This is a genomic window from Emticicia aquatilis (assembly GCF_014644295.1).
Taxonomy (GTDB): Bacteria; Bacteroidota; Bacteroidia; order Cytophagales; family Spirosomataceae; genus Emticicia; species Emticicia aquatilis.
This window is the reverse complement of the sequence record NZ_BMKK01000007.1, coordinates 100697-123542: the sequence shown is the minus strand read 5'-3', so window position 1 is coordinate 123542 and position 22846 is coordinate 100697. Positions and strand designations below refer to the sequence as shown.

General features: G+C 37.7%; 20 protein-coding genes. 10 read left to right on the top strand and 10 right to left on the bottom strand.

The window, feature by feature from the left end:
* Window positions 1–51: 51 nt before the first annotated feature.
* The 8 genes from IEX65_RS17590 to hisS all read right to left on the bottom strand — a co-directional run bounded on the left by IEX65_RS17590 (window position 52) and on the right by hisS (window position 8381).
* Entirely contained in the window at window positions 52–576 is a 525-nt protein-coding gene (locus IEX65_RS17590) for a HEAT-like fold family protein (RefSeq protein WP_188767797.1), read from the bottom strand.
* Window positions 576–1082, bottom strand: coding sequence for a low molecular weight protein-tyrosine-phosphatase (locus IEX65_RS17585; protein WP_188767795.1), 507 nt, complete (start codon window positions 1080–1082; stop codon window positions 576–578). The genes IEX65_RS17590 and IEX65_RS17585 overlap by 1 nt, the downstream gene beginning before the upstream one ends.
* Window positions 1083–1107: 25 nt before the next feature.
* A complete protein-coding gene (locus tag IEX65_RS17580) occupies window positions 1108–2766 on the bottom strand; it encodes a hypothetical protein (protein ID WP_188767793.1) in 1659 nt (552 codons plus the stop codon).
* 143 nt (window positions 2767–2909) lie between these two features.
* Entirely contained in the window at window positions 2910–4550 is a 1641-nt protein-coding gene (locus IEX65_RS17575) for an amidohydrolase (RefSeq protein ID WP_188767791.1), read from the bottom strand.
* A 125-nt stretch (window positions 4551–4675) separates the two neighbouring features.
* Complete coding sequence (mltG, locus tag IEX65_RS17570; RefSeq protein ID WP_188767789.1) at window positions 4676–5713, bottom strand: endolytic transglycosylase MltG; 1038 nt, start codon at window positions 5711–5713, stop codon at window positions 4676–4678.
* 7 nt (window positions 5714–5720) lie between these two features.
* On the bottom strand, window positions 5721–6623 hold the full coding sequence (locus tag IEX65_RS17565) for a zeta toxin family protein (RefSeq protein ID WP_188767787.1): 903 nt from the start codon (window positions 6621–6623) through the stop codon (window positions 5721–5723).
* Window positions 6613–6966: a hypothetical protein gene (locus IEX65_RS17560; protein ID WP_188767785.1), complete on the bottom strand. Its 354-nt coding sequence runs from the start codon at window positions 6964–6966 to the stop codon at window positions 6613–6615. The genes IEX65_RS17565 and IEX65_RS17560 overlap by 11 nt, the downstream gene beginning before the upstream one ends.
* Window positions 6967–7004: 38 nt before the next feature.
* Window positions 7005–8381, bottom strand: a complete 1377-nt coding sequence (hisS, locus tag IEX65_RS17555; protein WP_188767783.1) for a histidine--tRNA ligase — start codon at window positions 8379–8381, stop codon at window positions 7005–7007.
* A gap of 287 nt (window positions 8382–8668) precedes the next feature.
* On the opposite strand from hisS, the gene IEX65_RS17550 reads away from it, so the two are divergent.
* Window positions 8669–8812 carry a hypothetical protein gene (locus IEX65_RS17550; RefSeq protein WP_188767781.1) on the top strand — a complete coding sequence of 48 codons (144 nt, stop codon included), beginning with the start codon at window positions 8669–8671 and terminating at the stop codon, window positions 8810–8812.
* Window positions 8813–8872: 60 nt separating this feature from the next.
* Here the strand turns inward: IEX65_RS17550 and IEX65_RS17545 are convergent, their stop codons facing one another.
* Complete coding sequence (locus IEX65_RS17545; protein WP_188767779.1) at window positions 8873–9733, bottom strand: universal stress protein; 861 nt, start codon at window positions 9731–9733, stop codon at window positions 8873–8875.
* A gap of 219 nt (window positions 9734–9952) precedes the next feature.
* Entirely contained in the window at window positions 9953–10306 is a 354-nt protein-coding gene (locus IEX65_RS17540; RefSeq protein WP_188767777.1) for a hypothetical protein, read from the bottom strand.
* A 217-nt stretch (window positions 10307–10523) separates the two neighbouring features.
* Between IEX65_RS17540 and IEX65_RS17535 the strand changes: the two genes are divergently transcribed.
* From IEX65_RS17535 to IEX65_RS17495, 9 genes are all read left to right on the top strand, one after another.
* Complete coding sequence (locus tag IEX65_RS17535) at window positions 10524–11294, top strand: class I SAM-dependent methyltransferase (RefSeq protein ID WP_188767775.1); 771 nt, start codon at window positions 10524–10526, stop codon at window positions 11292–11294.
* A gap of 100 nt (window positions 11295–11394) precedes the next feature.
* Entirely contained in the window at window positions 11395–12147 is a 753-nt protein-coding gene (locus IEX65_RS17530; protein ID WP_188767773.1) for an SDR family NAD(P)-dependent oxidoreductase, read from the top strand.
* A 123-nt stretch (window positions 12148–12270) separates the two neighbouring features.
* The gene (locus tag IEX65_RS17525; RefSeq protein WP_188767771.1) at window positions 12271–13032 is read left to right on the top strand and encodes an SDR family NAD(P)-dependent oxidoreductase; all 762 of its coding nucleotides are present in this window, start codon (window positions 12271–12273) and stop codon (window positions 13030–13032) included.
* Window positions 13033–13126: 94 nt separating this feature from the next.
* Window positions 13127–13942, top strand: a complete 816-nt coding sequence (locus tag IEX65_RS17520; RefSeq protein WP_188767769.1) for a DUF5672 family protein — start codon at window positions 13127–13129, stop codon at window positions 13940–13942.
* 59 nt (window positions 13943–14001) lie between these two features.
* Window positions 14002–15177 (top strand): glycosyltransferase family 9 protein, encoded by a 1176-nt coding sequence (locus IEX65_RS17515; RefSeq protein ID WP_188767767.1) that lies wholly within the window; start codon window positions 14002–14004, stop codon window positions 15175–15177.
* Window positions 15170–16426 (top strand): glycosyltransferase family 4 protein, encoded by a 1257-nt coding sequence (locus tag IEX65_RS17510; protein ID WP_188767765.1) that lies wholly within the window; start codon window positions 15170–15172, stop codon window positions 16424–16426. Before IEX65_RS17515 ends, IEX65_RS17510 begins: the two co-directional genes overlap by 8 nt.
* An 86-nt stretch (window positions 16427–16512) precedes the next feature.
* A complete protein-coding gene (locus IEX65_RS17505; RefSeq protein ID WP_188767763.1) occupies window positions 16513–18393 on the top strand; it encodes a helix-turn-helix domain-containing protein in 1881 nt (626 codons plus the stop codon).
* A gap of 212 nt (window positions 18394–18605) precedes the next feature.
* Window positions 18606–19721 carry a glycoside hydrolase family 53 protein gene (locus IEX65_RS17500; RefSeq protein WP_188767761.1) on the top strand — a complete coding sequence of 372 codons (1116 nt, stop codon included), beginning with the start codon at window positions 18606–18608 and terminating at the stop codon, window positions 19719–19721.
* A 122-nt stretch (window positions 19722–19843) separates the two neighbouring features.
* Window positions 19844–22834 (top strand): SusC/RagA family TonB-linked outer membrane protein, encoded by a 2991-nt coding sequence (locus IEX65_RS17495; protein WP_188767759.1) that lies wholly within the window; start codon window positions 19844–19846, stop codon window positions 22832–22834.
* Window positions 22835–22846: the final 12 nt, after the last annotated feature.

Sequence of the window (22846 nt, the reverse complement as noted above, 5' to 3'; positions counted from 1 at the left end):
AAGCATACGAATTGGAATGAATTCTTTGGTTAATTGATTCCCCAAATTTACTCATTTTTTTTTCAATTCGGCTAAAACTTTCTTTCCTCTGCTATTTATTCCTGCCGAACAATCTTGGTGTTTGAGCAATAAATCTTCGATTGTTACTTGCAGTTCGGTTTTTAGTTCGGGAAAATATTGAGTGATTCTGAAGCAAACAGTCATCGAGAATGCAACCACAGCAATAGCTTCATTATCAGTTAGATAACGAAAACAAATATCATAAACTTCACCCATAAACTCTTCGGGGATTTCTACAAATTGCCAGACTCTAACAATGTTTCGTCTGACAGCCCCATGAATTTCGGGTTCGTGCAGTTTATCAAGTAAGTTTCGGAAATATGGTTTTATCAAGAACGGATACTGCTCGGCACACTCGCTTACCATCCATGACGAACGCTGCGTGGTGCGGTAATCTCCTTTCAAGAAAATCTGCATCAGTTCGGCGAAACGGTCTTCGTCGCTGCCAATATAGTCGGTGATTTTCTTGACGTTGGCTTTAGAATGTTCTCGAAGAATTTCTTGATAGAGATTCATTACTCCTCTGTTTTTACGATTTGATGTTTTTCAATCAAATAATCGAGCAGAGCCTCATTACTTCTCCAAACGATTTGGTAAACATCCTCGAAGAATGGTTCTGACTCGTAATATGGGTCTGGTACTTCTTTGATTCCACGAGTTTCAGGGTCGTGGTCACGGAGTAAGAAGAGTTTATCCGCCGATGGCGTTTTGTGTTTAGTTTTGTAATACAAATCATTCACATCTTTGAAATTTGCTTCGTCCATGACTACGATATGGTCGAAAGCATCTAAATCTGCTACCGAAAGTTTACGCCCACGATGGGTGAGCTTTAGGCCATGTTTTTCGGCGTTTTTTATGGTACGTTGGTCGGGCAATTGCCCAATGTGATAGCCAGCTGTACCAGCCGAATCACAAGAGATTTTATCTTGTAAACCACGTTTTTTTACTAATTCACGGAAAGTAGCTTCGGCTATCGGAGAGCGACAAATATTACCGAGGCAGACGAAAAGTACATTTATCATAAATTTTCGATTAAATATTTAAAAATCACATAACAGTTCCTCTGATACCTTCGAGTAGGGCCTGCCAAAATGTGGTGAAAAATCCTTTTTTGGGGTTACGTTGGAAATTAACGGCTACTGTTTTTACTGGCTTATTTCTTATTGGATTGCTGCTCTTCAAAACACTTTTATTGGCAAAAAACGACAAAAGTTTCTTTATTTTCATGACTTTGGTCTTTTCTTGCTCTTTCATCAAACTTACTTTTAGGTCATGATACAAAAATGTGACAGGGCCTCGTAAACCATATTTATCGCCTTGTAAATTAAACGAAAAACTATCAAGAATACCAGAATCAACTTTTGCTTTTGCCAAAGCATTAGTCACTTGATTAAGGTCAGATAAGGGCATTGGCGAAACCTCTCCCTTACATCTGAAAGCTCCCTTAGGGTCTTTTAGATTAAAATTGAAAGTCAAATTTACAGGATTTTTCTTCATAAACCTCGTTGATAAATATGCTTCGCAGATTGGATTTTGTTGCAAAGGCAATGTATCGTTTGTGACATTGAGAAGTTTGCCCTTGATATTATTGAAATATAAATATCCAGTCAAGCGTGTTTCGGGGTTGTACTGCGAAAACGTAATATTAATTTGTTGGAGACTTATTTTTTGAATATTAAACTTTAAATTAAGCTGAGCAAAAGCCTGATGCGGATAAAGTCGATAGTTGATTTTGGCAGGACGTATAAATGGGCGTTCATCTGAAAAAACATTTAATCTTCCTTTATCTATGCTTAATTCTTTGGCGTAAATTTTCTTTTCATCGAGTAGTTTTTCTAAATCTATGTTCGAGACTTTGATGGCTTCGCAGAGTACTTCTACCCTATCATTGCCATTTGAGCGATTGCCGTACTCAAAAGGTTTGTAATGTGGCTCTAATGCTAACTTTTGAATGGTTAAAGTACGATTCTCGCTCGAAAACTCTAAAGTATTAAGCCGAAATGTGTTGAGCGAATCAGCCGATGGAAATTCGAGCTTTTTTAGTCTTACGATACACTCTTTTGAATAATAAAAACGTGCGGTGTCTTTGTGAGAAAGTGAGTCTATCAACAAATTGGAAACCTCTAAATCAAGGCTGGCGATTCTACTACTTTTTGTCCGTTTTGATTTTGATAAATTGGTGTAGGTCAAACTAATATTTTCGAGATTTATTTTATCAACCGAAAAAGATTCAACAAATCTTGAAATTGCCTGATAAGGAGTTTTGGCTTTATTGGAATTATTGTATGCGTGTTTTTCGTGAAGAATTTCAATGAATGGATTTTCGACGGAGATTGTACTAATATTTAGTTTTTTTGAAAAAATGATAGTCCACGGCTTTAGTCCTGTCAATTTTATTTTTTCGATTTCACACTTAAAAACATTGTTGGGGAGTTTTTCTTCATTTCTTAGCTTATCAAACAACATCGAGTCAGCCATCCAAGTTACAGCTCTGATTTCAGCATTGCCTGTCATTGGGCTATACTGAATACCTTTGAAGTCTATTTGATATAAACCATTGGTAGAAGTCAGAATTGCTTCTTTGATTCGGCTTGACAACAAAGGTTTTAAGCCCCAAATACCTATCAAAGTTACTACGATACTGAAAAATATAAAGCCGTAGAGAACTCGGAGCAGAATCTTACGTGCGGTGTTTACTGGTTTCATTGTGTAGCTTTTAGAATTTTACAATTATTCGGTTGAATGGCGTAGTAAAATACTATATGCTAAAAAATACCCGTAACCCAAATGTATTTCAATACGTTGATAATATTGACTAAAAATTCGTGCCACGGGTATTTCAAAAAGGCTTAATGAACCTTCTCTCCTCCGACAAATGTATTCAGAACCTTTACATTTCTCAATTTTTCTTTCGGAGCGAGCATCAAGTCGTCTTCTAAAATTACAAAATCTGCCATTTTTCCTGCTTCAATACTGCCACGTTCTTTTTCTTCAAAGTTGGCGTAGGCACTCCAAATCGTCATGGCTTTTAGGGCTTGCTCACGAGTAAGTGCATTTTCCATCTGAAAACCTCCTTCGGGGAAATTCTTAGCATCTTGACGGGCTACTGCCGAGTGAAAACCATATAAAGGATTTACAAATTCAACAGGAAAATCGCTACCATTGGCCAAAAAGCCATTTTGCTTCAATAAATCTTGAAAAGCATAAGCAGTTTTTACACGTACATCGCCCAAACGTTCGTCAGCCCAATACATATCCGATGTAGCGTGCGTAGCCTGAATCGAAGGAATAATTGAGTATTTACCAAATTTCGGAACATCCTGTTTATCAACCACTTGTGCGTGTTCGATTCTCCAACGGCGGTCGTTTTTGGTTTTTAATAATTTACCATAAATATCCAAAATCAAACGATTGGCTGAGTCGCCAATACAGTGGGTATTTGCCTGAAAACCTGAATTGTAGATTTGTGTAAGGCTACGCTCTAACTCAGCTGCACTCAACAACAAAAAGCCAGTTTTTGAAGGTTCGTCGCTGTATGGTTTGAGCAAACAAGCACCTCGTGAGCCCAAAGCACCATCGGCGTATAATTTAAATGAACGCACATTGAGGCGGTCGGTTTTGTAAACGCCTTTCTTGATAAAATAATCAAGGTTTCTGATTCCGAGCGAAACCATTACATAATTACGGATTTTCAACGAACCTTCTTTGTTCATTTTATCAATCAAATCAATGTCGTCTTGATTTAAGCCCGCATCTGAAACTGTTGTAAGGCCGAGTTTAAAACACTCTTTCTGAGCGGCCAAAAGCATTTTTCGTTTATCTTCTTCGGTAGCTTGCGGGATAACTCTACGCACCAAACCCATGGCATTGTCGACTAATATTCCAGTCAATTGGCCATCAATTACTTCCACATCACCCCCATTTACCTTACTTGCAGGCGAAATTTTTGCCAATTCAATCGCTTTTGAATTGACCACTGCCGCATGACCATCAATACGAGTCAAGAAAACAGGTTTATTCGGGAAAGCTTTATCAAGTAATTCTTTGGTCGGAAAAACTTTTACATCCCAATCGTTTTGGTCCCAGCCACGGCCAATCAACCATCTATCGCCTTTGTGCTGGGCTTCAAATTTCTGTAAGCGTTCGATGATTTCGGTGTAAGACTTTGTATCAACCAAATCGCACTGACTAAGCATTTGTCCAAGCCCTAAAAAATGACTGTGGGGGTCATACAAACCTGGGAAAACGGGTTTGCCTTTGGCATCAATTTTTTGTTTGGCAGTGTATTTAGCCAAAATACTTTTTGAAGTGCCAGTTTCGAGAAATTTCCCACCTTTGATGGCAAATGCCTCGGCTTTTGCAAATTGATTATCGACGGTGTAAACCACCGCATTATGCACAATGAGGTCGGCCGTTTTTTTCTGTGCGAAAAGCTGAAACGTTGCAAATGATAGAGAACTTAGAAGTAGATTTTTGAAAATAATTTTCATAGGGTAGTTTTATAGTTTGTTTGGTACAAACATACAAAAAAGCGAAGTAATCTGATGTTTACTTCGCTTTTTTGGTAAGAAATTATTCTTTTGAAGATTGCTTACTGAAAACTGTCTAAGAAAGATTATTTAATATTCGCTTTATCGAGTGCTTCTTGGAAAATACGGGCGTTATTTGTGTGTTCTTCGAAAGTTTCGGCAAAATTATGATAGCCCGAAAAATCTTCTTTTGCACAGAAATACACGTATTTATGGCGTTCGTAGTTCAAAACAGCATTTAAAGCCACTGGCTCTGGCAATGCAATTGGGCCAGGAGGCAGACCTGTATTTTTATAAGTATTGTAAGGGGAATTTACGGCTAAATGCTTGTAAAGAATACGACGTAATGAAAAATCACCAACAGCAAATTTAACAGTCGGGTCAGCTTGCAATGGCATATTTGCCGCCAAACGGTTGATATATGCTCCCGCTACTCTTGGCATTTCGTCAACTTTATTCGTTTCCGATTGCACGATTGACGCCAAAACCGCCACCTGAATCGGTGTCATATTAATAGATTTTGCTTGAGAAAGGCGTTCGCTTGTCCAATATTTATTGTATTCGTCGTGCATTCTTGCCATAAACTTCTCAGGTGTGGTTGTCCATCTGATAAAATAAGTATTCGGCAAAAACATGCACATAATAGTAGTGGTATCGAAACCGTATTTCTGACAAGCCTCTGGGTTACGTAATAAATCGACCAATTCTTCGGTTTTAAATTCAAAACGTCCGCCCATTTTCTTAATCAAATCTGATTTTAAGCGTACATTGTTGAATGTCAAACGAACTTCATCTTGCTCGCCTCGGCGTAGTTTTCCGATTACTTCACGGTTGCCTGAGTTTGGTTTGATGATGTAGCGTCCAGCCTTTACTTTTTCGGGGTAATCCATGAATTTTGAGAGAAATTGGAAAGAAATTTCGTCATGAATTACTTTATGTTTATGCAATGAATCAACAACGTTTTTGTAAGTTCCACCAGTTGGGATATACAAAACGAAGTCTTTTTTGCCCTCGACATTCAGGTTGGCACTATTGGCGACTTGCCAAAAATAAAAGGATAATGTAGCCGCAACGGTAGTGACAACTACTAATGCGTAGGCAATGAATTTTCTGTTTTTTAACATTTTGTAATTAAAAATTTGTAATAGTTTTCAAAATTTTCTTTTTCAGTTTACCCGAAAGCTTATCGGATTCTTGAATGATGGTTGCTTTAAGTTCCGCCAGACTTCCCTTTCGTAGTTGTATGAAATTATGTACGGTGCTTATGGTATAACTAATAAACACTACATGATTTTCATCTAATTGATTTCGGAATGAGTTGAATTCTTTTAGAAATGCAAAGGTAGGAAAGGCATTGTTATCTAAGAAAAAAACTTGAGAAGACTTTAAGGAGATTGTTGAATTTTCTGATAAAACTCTTTGATAGAAACGTGCCGTGTCGGGTGGCTTTGTAGCAAATATTTGCTCGATAACACTCGGAATTTTCTCAAATCTATCATCGTGGTCTTCCATGCGTGTCCATCGGGCAAAGCCTTTTTCTTTTAATTGAGATTCGTAACGCAAGAAAATACTCAATTTACTGATGAGTGCAGGCACAGCCATGAGCCTTAGATGGAAAGAAAAATCATTTTCTCGCAGCATATCAACGGTTTGATAAACCGCATTGATGTTTCCACCCAGTGTACTATCAATTATGAGATTGAATTTGTTTTCGATACAGTGTTTTATTAAGCGTTCTGTCCAAGCTGAAGCGTACGGATTTACGAGATTAGCAGCATTTTGAAATGTTTCGGGATTTTGTTGGAGAGCAGCATAAGCAGGATGATAAAGTCGGAGGTCATCAGTACTGATAAAGATAAAGTCTTTTTGAAACTCGTCTTCAACTTCCTTAACCAAATAAGATTTCCCTGCCCCTGGTTGTCCTCCAAGTATAATTCCCAAAGGTTTTGTTTGTGTAGTTTTAGCAAAAGTAAAATCAAAAAGAATATCGTTAAATATTTCTTCAGATTTCTCATCAGTAATCTCAATAAGCATATTTTTCAGAGAGATGTTTATTTTCTTGCATTAACTTGAGTAAAATATTTTGTCGTTCTGATAAACTAAGTCGACGATATTCATTTCTCAAAGTTATCCAGTTGATTTTCTTTGCCTTCAAATCTTCTATTTCTTTCTGCGAAAGTCCTGCTACTTCTCGACAAACATGGCTCATTCGAGCAATCACTTCCGCAAAATAATTTTGGAGGTTTTCTGCCATTAAAAATTCATCCTCCCAAGATAGAGGAAGAAATGGCACACCGATTTCAGCTAATTGGCTTTCAATTTCTTGCCAGTCCATCGAGTCACTCTTAGGAAGGTCTTTTTCGGTTAATGCTACCATAATTCAATATTTTTATCAAATATAGATATTTTCAGAAACTATACCAATCGACTAATTATTTGTTCGATAGACAGTTTTTCCTGCTCGCCCAAAGTCATATTTTTGAATGTCAGTTCGCCCGATTGCATTTCTTCCGAACCTACAACGATTACAAACGGAATATTCTTGCGATTAGCGTAATCAAACTGCTTTTTGATTTTTGCCGATTCTGGATAAATTTCAGCATTAATGCCAGCATCACGCAACTTTTTTAGGATTGGCAAAGAATACTTTTCGGCTTCTGCATCAAAATTTGTCAGTAAAACTTTTGTCGTAACTGATTGATTTTCAACGAATAAACCTAATTCTTCCATCACATCAAAAATACGGTCAACTCCCAACGAAATACCAACTCCCGAAAGCCCCGGCATTCCGAAAGTTCCTGTTAGATTATCATAACGACCTCCGCCCGAAATACTTCCAATCTGTACACCATTGGCTTTTACTTCAAAAATTGCTCCTGTATAATAGCTGAGTCCACGAGCGAGCGTAATATCAAGTTGTGTATTGGCATTTTCTAAACCAAAACTTTGCACCAATGACCAAACTTTTTCCAATTCTTCGATACCTTTCAAACCAGTTTCAGAATCTTTCAACCAAGCCTTTAGTTTATCAAATACTTGGCTATCAGCTCCTTGTATTTCAAATATCGGCTGTAATTTCTCAATAGACTCTTCTGAAAAACCACGTTCACGGAGTTCGTCTTCTACTTTTTCTTTCCCAATTTTATCCAATTTGTCAATCGCAACCGTTAGCGGTACTTCACTGCCTTTTACACCGATTACTTCGGCAATACCCGATAAGATTTTTCGGTTATTGATTTTAATAGTAAAGTCTTTGATGCCCAAATTTTGCAAAATCTCCTGCAACATCAACACGATTTCGGCTTCGCAAATCAATGAATCAGTACCCACAACATCAGCATCGCATTGATAAAACTCACGATAACGGCCTTTTTGAGGGCGGTCGGCACGCCAAACAGGTTGAATCTGATAACGTTTGAATGGCATCACCAAGTCGTTGCGGTTCATGACCACAAAACGAGCAAACGGAACCGTCAGGTCATAACGCAGACCTTTTTCTGAGATTTTTTTCAGAATATGTTTTTCTCCTTTATCTAAATCCTCATCGTTTATTATACGCACGCCCTTGTGATGCAAAAAATCACCCGAATTTAAGATTTTGAATAAAAGTTGGTCACCCTCATCGCCGTATTTTCCCATCAAAACCGAAAGGTTTTCGATAGTTGGAGTTTCGATTGGTTGAAAACCGAATTTCTGAAAAGTACGCTTAATTGTATCAAAAATATAATTTCGCTTGACCATTACCGATGGTCCAAAATCTCTTGTTCCTCTTGCTAAACTTGGTTTACTCATTTTATTTTTTTAGTATTTTCTAAGAGCGTGTATCTCAGAAATACCGTCAGACCCGAGGTGCGTAACTTGCGGTGCAGACGGAGTTTTTAGATAATTATTTTTACGAAGCACAAAATTAGCTTAAAAAAGTCATTGTTAATTATTAAATGTTAATTGATTTTCGTAACTTTGTACCCTAATTTTGCCCCAAGCCCCTCAAAAAGGGACTTTAGATATTCCAAAAATTTTTTACTATGCTCTGATTCTCCATTAGTAAATGGGTTTTAGGGTCTAAAATACATAATACAATGGCAGTAACACAGTTAAAGCGTAAAGCGAAAAGAAACCAAGCAGTAGCTAAAAATAGAGTAGCAACAATCAAACGTTTATCTTTGAAATTAGATGTTAAACGTGTTGATATCGAGGCATTGAAAGCAGAATTTACAAAATAATTTTTGTAGTTCGATTATCGAACAAAAAAAGAGATACTCGGCGAGTATCTCTTTTTTTGTTTATCTAAGTGGTGTTTCGAGCTGAAAAGCATTTTCGGTAGGCTCACTATTTTTCGAGTAAAAAATAGCTATTTTGGGACTACACGGAAACGAATTACTATTTGCTTCTACATCCATAAAGTCTTCGTTCCAAGCAATTACGGCTGACTCGCACAGCGTTTCTTCAATTTTCAACAAGAAATTTGCTAAATTTCGGGTAGCTTGTAGGATAAAATTAAAAGTAAAATTGGCATCAAAAAAAGTTTGATACTGTTTCATTGTCTTTTGTTTCTCTTCCAAACATTCTTTTGAATCAACAAAAAATACAAAGTTCAGTAAGACATTAAACTGAGATATGTATCGGTTGAAAGCAGTTAATTTCTCTATATCAGTTTTCTGCTCAGTATCAGCCAAAATACTAATATTGTGCGGAAACGCTAACTGAATTTCTGGTGGGACTACCAAAATACCAGCAGGTACTTTACGTAAAATTTGCGTAGAAACACTACCCATTTTCCACGATTTTGGGGTATTTGAAGTTCCGACAACGATTGTATCAAAACTTTCTATGCTATGCAACTCCGCAATTTTATTAGAAATTTGTTCGGCAGAAATTCTGTGTTCCAGAATACTTTTAACTTCTACTCCATGAACATCTTTTACTTTTTTTAGAAGTAAGTTCACCTTTTCGGCATCCGTAGGGTCTAATACTTTTTCTTTATAGCAGTACAATAAGGTGTATTCGCAAAGAATACGCTTTGTAACTACCACCGAATACATTATTAGATTTTCTGAGTTTTTTTCTAAGTCAACAGCTATTAAAATTTTTCGTATTCTTTGAGTTGCTAATGGCATTTGTGTACCATTATCAGTTTGTTTCATCTATAGGTTTTAGCAAAATTGAGTAAAAACGACTTTCATCATATTGGTTTTACAAAATTACATATATTAATTATATTTTCACAAAATACTGATAATCAATTATTTAAATTTACACATTATAAGTATTTATACTCAAAATAATTCTATAAAAACTTTCCATTATTCAAAAGTCAATGGTTTTGTTTGGAAGCTATTAGCTGTATATCGGAAAAGATTAACTTATTCACTTCTCGAAGTATCTAATTTTGTGATAGTTAGCTTCTTTCTTGCGTTTTTTTCTCTTTGTTTTAAGGCCTTTTTGATAAGCTTTTTGTTTTCCATTCTTACCTTAAAAATAATAGCTTGCCCAAACACACACAACCCTGCGTTAATCATGATTAGGCTGTAACTCCCGAGCAAAAACCAACGCAAAAACGGAGCATTCGTATGCTTTAAATTGGAGGCTTCGCTAAAAATACTCAGGCCAAAGCCAATTAAGATTAAACCACCAATAGCACACAAAAGCCATTTGGTGTAAAGACTCATTCGTTTCAACATTTTTTTTCCAGGTGGTTTTTGCTTTTTTACTTCCATCTTCTTGAATCTTTATTGGTATTGGTGTAAAATCTAACAACAAAAATAACTAATTTTGAGAAAAAAACAGAACAATTATCAATTATCCGTTATTAGTTACTTACTTGATTTTCTTGATAATGAGCTGATAATAAACCACTTGACTTGTTTCACCAAAACACTTGTTGGTTAATAAAAACGCAGAACTCAGAAATAAGAACTCAGAACTCTATTACTCATGGGAAAAATTATTAGTTTTTTACTCCGATTTATACCTCGAAAATACCTTCAATTATTCAGTCATATTCCGCTCAAAATCTATACATTTTTCTTGAAAGGAAATAATGTCGAATGCCCAGTTTGTGATGCAAAGCTTACGAAGTTTATGCCTTATGGTCGTTTGGTTTCTCGTCCAAATGCACTTTGCCCTAATTGTTTAGCTCTCGAACGCCACCGTTTGATGGCTTTGTATTTGAAACAACGAACAAATTTCTTTACTGCTCAAAACTTAAAGGTATTACACGTAGCACCCGAATATTGTTTCATTGACCGTTTCGAGGAAATGAAAAATTTGGAATACATCACGGCCGATATTGAGTCGCCGTTGGCAAAAGTGAAGATGGATATTCACCAAATTCCGTTTGAAGCTAATACTTTTGATGTGGCAATCTGTAATCACGTCATGGAACATGTAGATGATTATCACAAAGCAATGTCGGAACTTTATAGAGTACTGAAACCAAACGGCTGGGCGATTATTCAATCGCCACAAGATTGGACAAAAGCACATACTTTTGAAGACCCAACCATCACCGACCCACGTGAACGTGAACGAGTTTTCTGGCAAAATGACCACCTACGTCTTTTTGGTCGTGATTATGGTCGTGAGCTTGAAAAAGCAGGTTTTACAGTAACAGAAGACGATTTCGTAATGAAAATGTCGAAAGAACTGGTGAAGCGTTACTCTTTGCCAAGCGAAGAAATTGTTTATTTCTGCGAAAAAAAGTAGATAAATAATGGCGAATTGAAAATTGATAATGGAAAATTATCAATCGAGCGACGTTCCATTATTAATTATTCATTATCAATTATTCATTAACATTCAACCTATGAGATTTAAAGACAAAGTTGTAATCATTACTGGCGGAAACTCTGGTATTGGCAAAGCAGCAGCAATACTATTTGCCAAAGAAGGTGCAAAAGTAATGATTGCTGATTTATCAGAAAAAATGGGCGATGACCTCGTCGAAGAAATAGAAGCAGCTGGCGGAGAAGCAAGTTTCATTAGAGTAAACGTAACCGACCTTGATGATGTGCAACGCATGGTTGAGCAAACAATTAGCCGTTTGGGACGCTTCGATATTTTGGTCAATTCGGCTGGGATTTTGGGGCCACGCATCCGCACTGATAAATATCCCGAGGAAGATTTTGATAAAGTAATCAACGTAAACGTGAAGGGTCTTTGGAACTGTATGAAAGTGGCACTTCAGCATTTCATAGTTCAACGCAGCGGAAATATTGTCAATATTGCATCAGTGGCTGGGCATCTTGGCATGGTTGGCCACATTGCATATTCGGCAAGTAAGCACGCCGTGATAGGGATGACCAAAACTGCGGGAATAGAATATGCCAAGCATGGCATCAGAATCAATGCAGTCTGCCCAGGGTTTACACAAACCCCAATGCTCGAAGGAGCAGACACCGATGATGCGTATTTGGAAGCACTCCAACACGCAACTCCGATGAAACGCTTTGGTAAGCCCGAAGAAATTGCAAGTGCAATTTTATATTTAGCCGCCGAAGAATCATCTTTCATCACGGGTCAGAGTATTATTTTAGATGGTGGGCTGATATTGCAGTAATGCCGCCCAAGCCCCTAACTCCTAAAGGGGGATAAAGGAAAAACAATAAAAACTTGTAAGTAAAATAATTTCAACTTTGTTAAAGCCCCTTTAGGGGTTTGGGGCGACCGTCGCTCGGTGTTTATGAAAAACGTATTCGATTTAACAAATAAAGTAGCCGTAATTACGGGTGCGAGTAAAGGGATTGGCGAGGCCATTGCCCGTATATATGCTTCTCACGGGGCAAAAGTGGTCATTAGTAGCAGAAAACAAGCCGATTTAGACGAGTTAGCTGCCGAAATAAAAGCTGAAGGTGGCGAATGTGTAGGCATTGCAGCTAACACTGGCGATATGGCACAGCTCCGAAACTTGGTTGATAAAAGCGTAGAAATCTACGGTGGAATTGATATTTTGGTCAATAATGCGGCTACCAACCCAGTTTATGGGCCATCGCTTGAATGTTCGGAGAGTGCTTTTGATAAAATCATGCAAGTGAATGTGAAAGCTCCTTTTGAACTGGCCAAAATGGTTCACCCAATCATGAAATCTCGTGGTGGTGGAAGTGTAATCAATATCAGTAGTATTGCTGGGCATACGCCTGACCCGGGTTTGGGTATGTACAGTGTCAGCAAGGCTTCTTTGAATATGCTAACAAAAGTGTTGGCAAAGGAATGGGGAGAAGATGGTATCAGAGTAAATGCAATTGCTCCAGGTTTGATAAAAACCAAATTTAGCCAAGCACTTTGGGACAACGAAAAAACTTTGGCTCACTTTACCAAAAACCTTCCGATTGCCCGCATGGGAAGTGTAGAGGAAATTTCACCGATGGCACTTTACTTAGCTTCGGCTGCATCAGGCTATACAACTGGCGGTATTTTTGCCATTGATGGTGGTACGATAATTTAATTTTAGTGATTAGCTTTTAGCTTTTAGCTTTTAGCTTTTAAAAATACTGTAGAAACGCTAATAGCTAAACGCTAATAGCTAAAAGCTCAAAAAAGTGAGTGTTTGCGTAATTATTCCTATTTATCAAGAAAAACTGAGCAAGACCGAAGAGATTTCACTTGCACAAGGCATACGTGTATTGGGGCATTATCCAATTATTATCATCAAGCCAAAGTCGCTGAATATCAATCATTTACAACAACAATATTCACAAATACAATTTGAAGACTTTGATGATTCATACTTCAAAAGTACGCTTTCTTATAATAAGCTCATGCTTTCGGAAGAGTTTTATGGTCGTTTTTTGAAGTATGAATATATGCTCATCTATCAATTAGATGCTTTTGTTTTTCGTGATGAACTCGAATATTGGTGCAAACAAGGCTATGATTATATTGGAGCTCCGTGGAGAATTGAGATAGATTTTGACTCGAAAATCAAAGAATTGATTTGGAATGTAAAGAAAAAAGTCGCTCTGTGGTTCGACCTCAAAGAGGAACTTTACGGTAAATACGGCCCAAAAGAAATCATCATGAAGCGTGCCGTAGGTAATGGAGGATTTTCGCTGAGAAAAACGAAGAAATTGCTTAGTATGATTCCGAAAAACCGACAAAAAATTGAAGAATATCTCGAAAAAGTTAAGACTCACCCAGCTTATAACGAAGATATGTTTTGGGGAATTGAACTAAACAGGTATTTTCCACAACTGAAAATTCCGAGCTGGCGAACAGCTCTAAAATTTGGCGTTGAACACATGCCCGAAAAAGCATTTCGTCTCAATGGTGGTTTACCATTTGGTTGTCACGCTTGGGATATTTACGAAACTGATTTTTGGAAGAAAGAGATTGAAAAATTTGGGTATAAATTTTGAAAGGCTCTACTAATTTAAAAATGACAGGTTGAAAACCTGTCCTACGAAACAAACACTGTATGAGAAAATACTGCGGAACACCACGAGAAACCATTCCTTTTAAAATCATGGATTTTTTTGTGGATATTTATGCAAATCTTTTCTATAAAAAACGAAAAAAAGCTCCAATCAATCATGATGCACCCCGAATCTTGGTGGCTTCATTGGGGCATTTGGGCGATGCTCTCACGGTGACGTATATGTTTCCGCTCATTAAGAAAACTTACCCAAACGCCACAATTGATTTGCTGACGGCTCAATGGTGCGAGCCTGTCAATCTGCATAATCCGTACGTAAATCAGACGATTTATATCAATCATTTTCAGACAAACCGACGTAAGATTTCTCGCTGGGAAAAATTCAAAGACTTTTATCAGACTTTTCACCAAGCATTATCTGTGTTACGCCAAGCTGATTATGATTACTACATTGACATTCGTTACAGCGATGCCGTGGCACATTTTGTGTTGCCTTTCATCTCCGTAAAAAAGGCTTATGGTTTTTCGAGACGTGCCTTGGGCGGACTTTTAGACAAAGAATTTGACGTACCAACGCACGAATTTCATCATTTTGATATGTATTTCATGCTTTTGCGTGAAATCGGGGTGAAAGGAACTTTTGCTGATATTGAACCTTATTTTCCAATACCTGAGAGTGTTAATTTTGAGAAAATCCAAGAAAAAATAGGTTTAGCTAATGAGTCATTTTTCATGCTTTTCCCTGAATCTGGTGGCGAACACAAGCAACTTTCAACAGCATTCTGGGCGAAGTTAATTGAACAGATTTTAGAAAAACATCAACTAAAAGTATTGCTGTGCGGACAAACCTCGATGTCGAAACAAATTTTGGATTTGGTTGCTGATAATTTCAAAACTCAACTCATTGATACTTCGGCCAAAATCAACATTCAAGAAATAGCAGTTTTATCAAAAAATACCAAATTCGCTCTTACACTTGATTCTTTTCCTGAGCATTTAGGTTGTATTTTTACCAAAACAATTACCATTTTTAAAGGAACAGGTTATCCGTTTTTCCCTTTAGCCAACTTCCCTGTTTACCTTATTCATAACCACAAACCGAGCGTTGGATTGCCATTTGAGAGAGATAACGTAGAGGTGGTTTATCAAGAAAATGTTGAAACTGATGCCGTAAAAGCCTTAGTTTTGAACAAAATAAGCAATTTTTTAAATGAATAAAGTCATTTTAGATACATCGGTTTTGGGATTGGGTTATTTCCATGAGCAATCTCGCACTGGAATTTTCAGAGTTGCCGAAGAACTTTTCAAGGGCCTGCACAGCAGCAACGAAATAGAACTTTCGTTGGCAAATACCGAAAATTTGCCCGAAATGATAAGTTATCTAAAAAAATACTTTCCCGAATCGAAGTTTAATTTGGTCAATAAACAATCAGATAAAGTTAGGGCAAGATTCGAGAGTTCGATTATTTCAATTTTTCCGTTTAAATCTTTACCACAAAAGGCTGTCAGAGAGGCATTTGTGCGTACTCGTGGATACTTGAAACCACAATTTTCGTTCAATCCAACATCTTTGTCCGCCTACGATATTTATCATTCGCCATTTTTGCCGATTCCGCAAGAATTAAAAGGTTTTTCAAAACCCAATAAAATCATCACGATTCATGATTTGATTCCGCACTTATTTCCTCAATATTTCGGGGAATGGAATAAAATAATCATGCGTAAGATTTTAGCAAGCATTGATGAGCATACAACGCCTATTTGTGTTTCGGAAGCAACAAAAAATGATTTGTGTGAAGCCACTGGTCTTTCGCCCGAAAGAGTTTCGGTAGTGTATTTGGCAGCCTCGAAAGAAGTCTTTTATCAAGAAAGCAATCAAGAAAAGATAGCCAATATCTTAAAAAAATACAATATTCCGACTGAAAGTAAGCACCTTCTTTCGGTTTCTACTTTAGAACCTCGCAAAAATATCGAACGTACGATTAGGGCTTTCTTGAAACTCATTCAGCAAGAGCGTATTGATGATTTAAACTTGGTGCTTGTAGGCACAAAAGGCTGGCAATTTGATGGAATTTTTGAAGAAATCAAGTCAAATCCTGCTCTAAAGGAGCGAATCATCACAACTGGTTTTGTGGCAGATGAAGACTTAGCTGCTCTATATTCTTCGGCCATTGGGTTTGTGTATCCATCGCTTTACGAAGGCTTTGGGCTACCTCCGCTCGAAGCCATGCAGTGCGGAACGCCCGTGATTTCATCTACTAAAAGTTCAATTCCAGAGGTCGTTGGCGATGCAGGAATTTTGGTCGAACCGACCGATGAAACTGCTATTTCGGCCGCTATGCTGAAATTTTATCAAAACGAAACTCTCAGAAACGAGTTAAGTAAAAAGGCTCTTTTACACGCAGCCAAGTTTTCGTGGGAAAGATTTACCGACGAACACATCAAAATCTACCAAGAGGTTTCTTAAATTTCATCATTTTTATAAAAGTTTATTCATTAACTTTGATGAACTAACGACAAAATCTTGTCAAAAACCTAAGTTTTTTGACCTTAATGAAGCAATTTTTCTCGATAATCGCCATTCTTCTGATGCTTTTGGGAAATCGGACAGAAGCCCAAATCAAAATTGTGGTTTCTGAATATCCGACATTCCTCGTGCCTGATGGCGAACTATACATGGCCAGTTCGATTAATAATTGGAGCCCAGGCGACCCCAACTACGCACTCAAAAAAGACATCGACGGTAGCTATTTTATTATTTTACCCGACTCAATCCCTTACTTTGAATATAAATTTACACAAGGAAATTGGATGCTGGTTGAGGGCGGAAAAGATGGAAGAAGCCGCCAAAACAGAATTTATGATGCTGCAAACGAAGCTAATCCAAGATTAGTAAATGTGAAAATTGAAAGTTGGGAATCGAAACCTTCGTATGTGATGGTGATTGAGAAAATCCCAACAAATACGCCCAAAGATGCTCATATTTATATTACAGGAAATTTTAATAATTGGAACCCTGGAGAAGAAAAATACCGACTCAAACGCCAAGCTGATGGCACTTATCGCACTATTATTTACAGCGATTTGTCTCGATTAGAATATAAATTTACTCGTGGGTCGTGGGAATCTGTCGAAGGGCGTGAAAGTGGAAAAGCCCGCCCGAATCGAGTATTTAATCGCTCAAATAGCACCGACTTAAAGACAATTCAGATAACTATCGAAAGCTGGGAAGACTTTTCGGGAGCATTTAACTTTTTCTCTCTCTTTGATTTACTGATGCTTTTTGCCTCTTTTCAAGGCATTTTGCTCATTATTGCTATTCCTACCATTCATGATTACAACCGAGCGGCAAACCGTTGGTTGGTTTCCTTGATAGCGGTGACATCGCTCATGGTGCTTTTGCGAGAAATGTCAAACCACAAAGAATTTGCTCAGACCTATCCTAAACTTTTGCTAATACCGAATTTATTGTTGTTTCTCTACGCCCCTCTTTTTTATTTTTATCTGAATAAATTGCTATTTCAGACCAAGAAATTACCTAAAAAATGGCAGTTTCATTTTATTCTACCAGCCATTCAGCTCGTTGTGTATCTGCCGTATTTTTTGATGGATTTCAGCGTTTTCAGGTTAAAGTTGGTCAACGAAGACAATGATTTGCAAACCGTTTTGGCAGTAATGGGGTCGATTGGTTTATGTAGTAATTTCTACTATTGGAATATCTGTCGAAAAATGATTCAAACCTACAAGCGGGATTATAGCCACAATTATTCTTACGAACAAAACCTACAATACCTCAACACTGTTCTTTCGATTCAAGCATTGTGCTTAATTCTTTGGCTATTTACGGGTTTTTGGAGTTTAATTTCTTATTTGGGTTACGTCAACGACAGTCTTATTGCCGAGCGAAGCATCGACACTATTTGGTTGGTATTCTCAACTATTGTCTATTTCTTAGGCTATTTTGCTATTCATCAACCCGAAATTTTCAAGCTTCCACAGCGTGAGGTCGAATTTTTTCAAAATCCGCTACCAATCAATCACGCCAATAGCTACGCTCCTACTCCCGATAAAACCGAGGTTATTGATGAAAATATCATAGTTTTGAAAAGCCAGTTGGAAACCTACATGGACAAACACAAACCTTATGAAAACCCAAAACTGACACTCAACGACCTTGCTGCAAAACTCAAGATTCAGCCCCACGTATTATCAAAAGTTATCAATGATGGCTTTGATAAAAACTTTTTTGATTTAGTGAATACCTACCGAATCGAAGAGTTTAAACGACGTATCGAAGACCCACGTTACAAAAATTACACGCTACTCAGCTTGGCTTTTGAAGTGGGGTTCAATTCTAAAACTGCCTTCAATCGTTCGTTCAAAAAGATTACAAACCAAACTCCAAGCGATTTTTTTGAACAAATCAATGATTAAATTGCTCATTTTGTAGTTCCACTTTATAAAGTGGATACTCATTTGACTTTTATAATCAGCTACACATCAACACATTACATCTTCTAAGTTATAGTTTACTGCACTTTTTATAATATTTATAAAGTGGAGCGACACGCCTTAATATCAATTGTACTTTTGCAGGAAATACTTTAACTATACTCACCGTATTTCGTAAACATTATTTCTTTTCGATGAAACAAACTTACTTGTTAGGTGTCACTTTTTTGTTTTCGAGTTTTTGTTGCCAAGTAAAAGACATTGAAAAAGAACCACTCTTTCTTGGTGGCGATTTATCGTATGTCAATGAAATGGAAGACTGTGGTGGAACTTACCAAAGCAATGGTATGAAAGTTGACCCTTACAAACTCTTCAAAGATAAAGGTGCGAATGTAGTGAGAGTCCGTTTGTGGCATTCGCCCGATTGGACAAAGTATTCAACTTTTGAAGACGTAAAGAAAAGCATTCGCCGAGCCAAAGAGCAAAATATGCAAGTGCTGCTTGATTTTCATTACTCCGATACTTGGGCCGACCCCGCTCATCAAACTATTCCGAAAGCTTGGGAGAATATCAAAGACACCAAAATCTTGGGAGATACTGTTTATGCCTACACTTTTAATATACTTAACAAACTCGCCAATGCCAATCTAACGCCCGAATTTGTGCAAGTAGGCAACGAAATCAATAGTGAAGTGATGCAATACACAAAAGATGCTGCCAAAACAATCAACTGGCAACGGAATGTGGCATTGCTGAACAGAGGAATTGAGGCCGTTGATAAAATTTCAGCTATACGTGGACAAAAAATTCAAACCATGCTGCACATTGCCCAGCCTGATGAAGCCTATAATTGGTTTGAAAATGCCAAGAAAAACGGCATCATCAACTACGATTGGATTGGCCTTTCATATTACCCAAAATGGTCAAAATTTAATCTTTTGGGCTTAACAAATGAGGTAAAAAGATTGAAAGCCGATTTCAATAAAAGAGTAATGATTGTCGAAACGGGCTACCCGTATTCGCCAAAAAACTTTGATACTGCCAATAATGTATTAGACGGTGAAGGAAAAATTTCGGGTTACGATTACACGCCAGACGGACAACTAAAATTTATGATTGACCTGACAAAAACAGTCGTGAAAGGTGGTGGAGAAGGAATTATCTACTGGGAACCCGCTTGGATTTCGACCAATTGCAATACCGCTTGGGGAAAAGGCTCCCATTGGGACAATGCCATTTTCTTCGATGCAGAACGCAACAACGAAGCACTTCCTGTTTTCGATTTTTTCAATCAAAAGCTTTATAAGTAAGAGATTTATTCCGCAGTCGATTGTCCACAGTCAACAGAAATGGAGTAAAATCAGACTTCTTAATAAATAAAAAGACTTTAACTAAATACTTTAATTTTTAAAACAAACTACTTTTCAAAACTATGAACAAATACTTTAACAATTGGAAAGTCTTAACTGCGGCGGGAGTCCAACGCATGGCTTACTGTAAGGGTATCGTTTCGGTATTGCTTGCGGTGATGCTCACAAGCGTGGCTTTTGCACAAAAAACAGTTAGCGGCAAAGTTACCGACCTAACCGATGGTTCTCCACTACCTGGAGTAGCGGTTTCGGTCAAAGGAACAACAACGGGTACACAAACCGATGCCAGTGGTAGCTACCAAGTGGCAGTACCAGCCAACGCAACGCTGGTTTTCAGTTTTATTGGTAAAGCAACTCAAGAAATTGCGGTGGGTAATCGCTCAATGATTGATGTAAAGTTGGTTGATGATAACAAAATCTTGCAAGAAGTGGTAGTTGTGGGTTATGGAACACAAAAGAAACAAGATTTAACAGGTTCGATTACATCAATCACTTCGACTGACTTCGTAAAAGGAAACATCGCTACGCCTGAGCAATTGGTTTCGGGTAAATTGGCGGGTGTGCAAATCACCTCGAATGGTGGAGCTCCAGGTTCGGGTAGCCGTATCCGTATTCGTGGTGGTTCGTCGTTAAGTGCCAGCAATGACCCACTTATCGTAATTGATGGAATTCCGCTCGATAATAGTAATGTTTCGGGTGCTGCTAACCCTTTGAGTTTTATTAATCCAAATGATATTGAATCGTTTAATATCTTAAAAGATGCCTCAGCAGCAGCTATTTATGGTTCACGTGCGGCCAATGGTGTAATTATCATCACTACCAAAAAAGGCAGCAAAAAAGATAAGCTTAATGTGGCGTTTAGTACATTGTTTTCGTCAGCCTCAAGAGTAAATAACGTTGATGTACTTACAGCCGATGAGTTCAGAACTGCTGTGAATACTTATGGAACTGCTACACAGCAAAAACTTATGGGCAATGCTAACACCAACTGGCAAGACCAGATTTTCCGTACAGCACTAAGCAGCGATAATAATTTGAGCGTAACGGGCAATTTGAAAACAATGCCTTATCGTGTATCAGTGGGTTATACCAAACAAAATGGTATTTTGAAAACTTCGTCGATGGATAGAACTTCAACATCGGTTGGTCTTACGCCTACGTTCTTCAAATCGCATTTAAAACTTGATATTAACTTCAAATATTCTTCAACCAAAAGCAATTTTGCTGATGAAGGAGCTATCGGAAGTGCCATTGGTTTCGACCCAACTCAAAATGTTTATGCCGAAAACAAATTCGGTGGTTATTTCCAATGGTTGGCACAAAATGGCGACTTGGCTGGTTTAGCACCAATCAACCCACTGGCTTTATTGAATCTAAAAAGCAATGTTGGTACGCTTAATCGTATGATTGGAAATATCCAAGCTGATTACAAATTCCATTTCTTCCCAGACCTTCGTGCCGTTTGGAATGTTGGTTTCGACCGCTCAAATACCAGAGGCGACCAAACTGAATCAAACTTACTTTCGGCTACTTCATTTACTAATCAAGGTTCGGTTGGCTATTATACCCAAACTCGTAATAATTTCACCAACCAGTTTTACTTAAACTATGTAAAAGGCTTGAATGGTCAGTCGATAAATATCATGGCGGGTGCTGAAAACCAAGGATTTGTGAGAGAAAACGAAAATGGAACTACTTACGGAAATAGCGGTGTAGTGCCAATTTACTCATACTTCAAAACTGACTACGCTCTACTTTCATTTTTCGGTCGTTTGAATTATTCATTAAATGATAAATATTTGGCAACCGTAACAGTTCGTCGTGATGGGTCTTCTCGTTTTGCTCCAGAAAATCGTTGGGGAACATTCCCATCGGTAGCTTTGGCTTGGAAAATCAATAAAGAATTCAAAAACGATGAGATTTTCTCTGATTTAAAACTACGTTTTGGTTGGGGACTTACGGGTCAACAAGATTTATCAACGGGCGATTATCCTTATTTGAATGCTTATACTAAAGGTCAAGGTTTGAAGTACCAGTTTGGAGATAGATACTACGATGTACTTCGCCCAAATGCCTACGACCCAAATATCAAATGGGAACAAACGGCTTCTACTAACTTAGGTTTAGATTTTGGTTTGAAAAAAGCACGCATTTCTGGTAGCATTGATGTTTACCAAAAGAAAACAACCGATTTGATTAACGAAATTGATGTAGCGGCTGGCTCAAACTTCAGTAATAAAGTAACAACCAACGTTGGAACACTCGAAAACAAAGGTCTTGAAGTGGTGATTAATTACACACCAATTATGAACAAAAACTTCAATTGGGATATTAGTGGAAACTTCACGTATAACGAAAGAAAAATCACGGCTTTAACCAAAGTTGATAACCCAACTTACGTAGGTGTTTTGGTAGGTGGCATCAGTGGTGGTGTAGGAAACTACGCACAAGTGCATTCAACTGGCTACACGCCAAATACATTCTTTGTCTATAAACAAGTATATGACGAAGCAGGAAAGCCAATCGAAGGCTTATTTGCTGACCTCAATGGTGATGGAAAAATCACTGAATTAGACCGCTATCGTTATCAATCGGCTGTTCCTAAATATTTCTTAGGTTTTAGCTCGCAGATGTCTTACAAAAAAGCAAGTTTAGGCTTTGTAATGCGTTCAAACATCGGTAATTACGCCTTGAATAATATTTACTCAAGCATGGCTACTTACCAAAACATTACGGGTGCGGGCAACTTCATCAATAACGTTTCGGCCAATGTTTTGGAAACGAACTTCAAAACTCGCACTGACCAAACCATTCTTTCAGATTATTACGTACAAAATGCTTCATTCTTACGCATGGACAATTTGAACGTGGGTTATAATCTGAGCGATTTGTTTAGAGCTAAGAAAATCCAAGCACAATTATCGTTTGTGGTGCAAAATGTATTCGTAATTACGAAATACAAAGGTTTAGACCCAGAGATTGCCGATGGTATCGACCGTCAAATCTATCCAAGACCACGCACCTACTCGGTAGGCTTAAACATCAACTTCTAATTCTAAATTTCA

Bases quoted from the DNA above. Each gene is read 5' to 3' on its own strand.
- IEX65_RS17580 (WP_188767793.1), bottom strand. From the start codon at position 2,766: ATGAAACCAGTAAACACCGCACGTAAGATTCTGCTCCGAGTTCTCTAC.
- IEX65_RS17565 (WP_188767787.1), bottom strand. From the start codon at position 6,623: ATGCTTATTGAGATTACTGATGAGAAATCTGAAGAAATATTTAACGAT.
- IEX65_RS17590 (WP_188767797.1), bottom strand. From the start codon at position 576: ATGAATCTCTATCAAGAAATTCTTCGAGAACATTCTAAAGCCAACGTC.
- IEX65_RS17510 (WP_188767765.1), top strand. From the start codon at position 15,170: ATGAATAAAGTCATTTTAGATACATCGGTTTTGGGATTGGGTTATTTC.
- IEX65_RS17560 (WP_188767785.1), bottom strand. From the start codon at position 6,966: ATGGTAGCATTAACCGAAAAAGACCTTCCTAAGAGTGACTCGATGGAC.
- IEX65_RS17495 (WP_188767759.1), top strand. From the start codon at position 19,844: ATGAACAAATACTTTAACAATTGGAAAGTCTTAACTGCGGCGGGAGTC.
- IEX65_RS17530 (WP_188767773.1), top strand. From the start codon at position 11,395: ATGAGATTTAAAGACAAAGTTGTAATCATTACTGGCGGAAACTCTGGT.
- IEX65_RS17500 (WP_188767761.1), top strand. From the start codon at position 18,606: ATGAAACAAACTTACTTGTTAGGTGTCACTTTTTTGTTTTCGAGTTTT.
- IEX65_RS17545 (WP_188767779.1), bottom strand. From the start codon at position 9,733: ATGAAACAAACTGATAATGGTACACAAATGCCATTAGCAACTCAAAGA.
- IEX65_RS17550 (WP_188767781.1), top strand. From the start codon at position 8,669: ATGGCAGTAACACAGTTAAAGCGTAAAGCGAAAAGAAACCAAGCAGTA.
- IEX65_RS17535 (WP_188767775.1), top strand. From the start codon at position 10,524: ATGGGAAAAATTATTAGTTTTTTACTCCGATTTATACCTCGAAAATAC.
- IEX65_RS17540 (WP_188767777.1), bottom strand. From the start codon at position 10,306: ATGGAAGTAAAAAAGCAAAAACCACCTGGAAAAAAAATGTTGAAACGA.
- IEX65_RS17525 (WP_188767771.1), top strand. From the start codon at position 12,271: ATGAAAAACGTATTCGATTTAACAAATAAAGTAGCCGTAATTACGGGT.
- IEX65_RS17585 (WP_188767795.1), bottom strand. From the start codon at position 1,082: ATGATAAATGTACTTTTCGTCTGCCTCGGTAATATTTGTCGCTCTCCG.
- IEX65_RS17505 (WP_188767763.1), top strand. From the start codon at position 16,513: ATGAAGCAATTTTTCTCGATAATCGCCATTCTTCTGATGCTTTTGGGA.
- IEX65_RS17575 (WP_188767791.1), bottom strand. From the start codon at position 4,550: ATGAAAATTATTTTCAAAAATCTACTTCTAAGTTCTCTATCATTTGCA.
- mltG (WP_188767789.1), bottom strand. From the start codon at position 5,713: ATGTTAAAAAACAGAAAATTCATTGCCTACGCATTAGTAGTTGTCACT.
- hisS (WP_188767783.1), bottom strand. From the start codon at position 8,381: ATGAGTAAACCAAGTTTAGCAAGAGGAACAAGAGATTTTGGACCATCG.
- IEX65_RS17515 (WP_188767767.1), top strand. From the start codon at position 14,002: ATGAGAAAATACTGCGGAACACCACGAGAAACCATTCCTTTTAAAATC.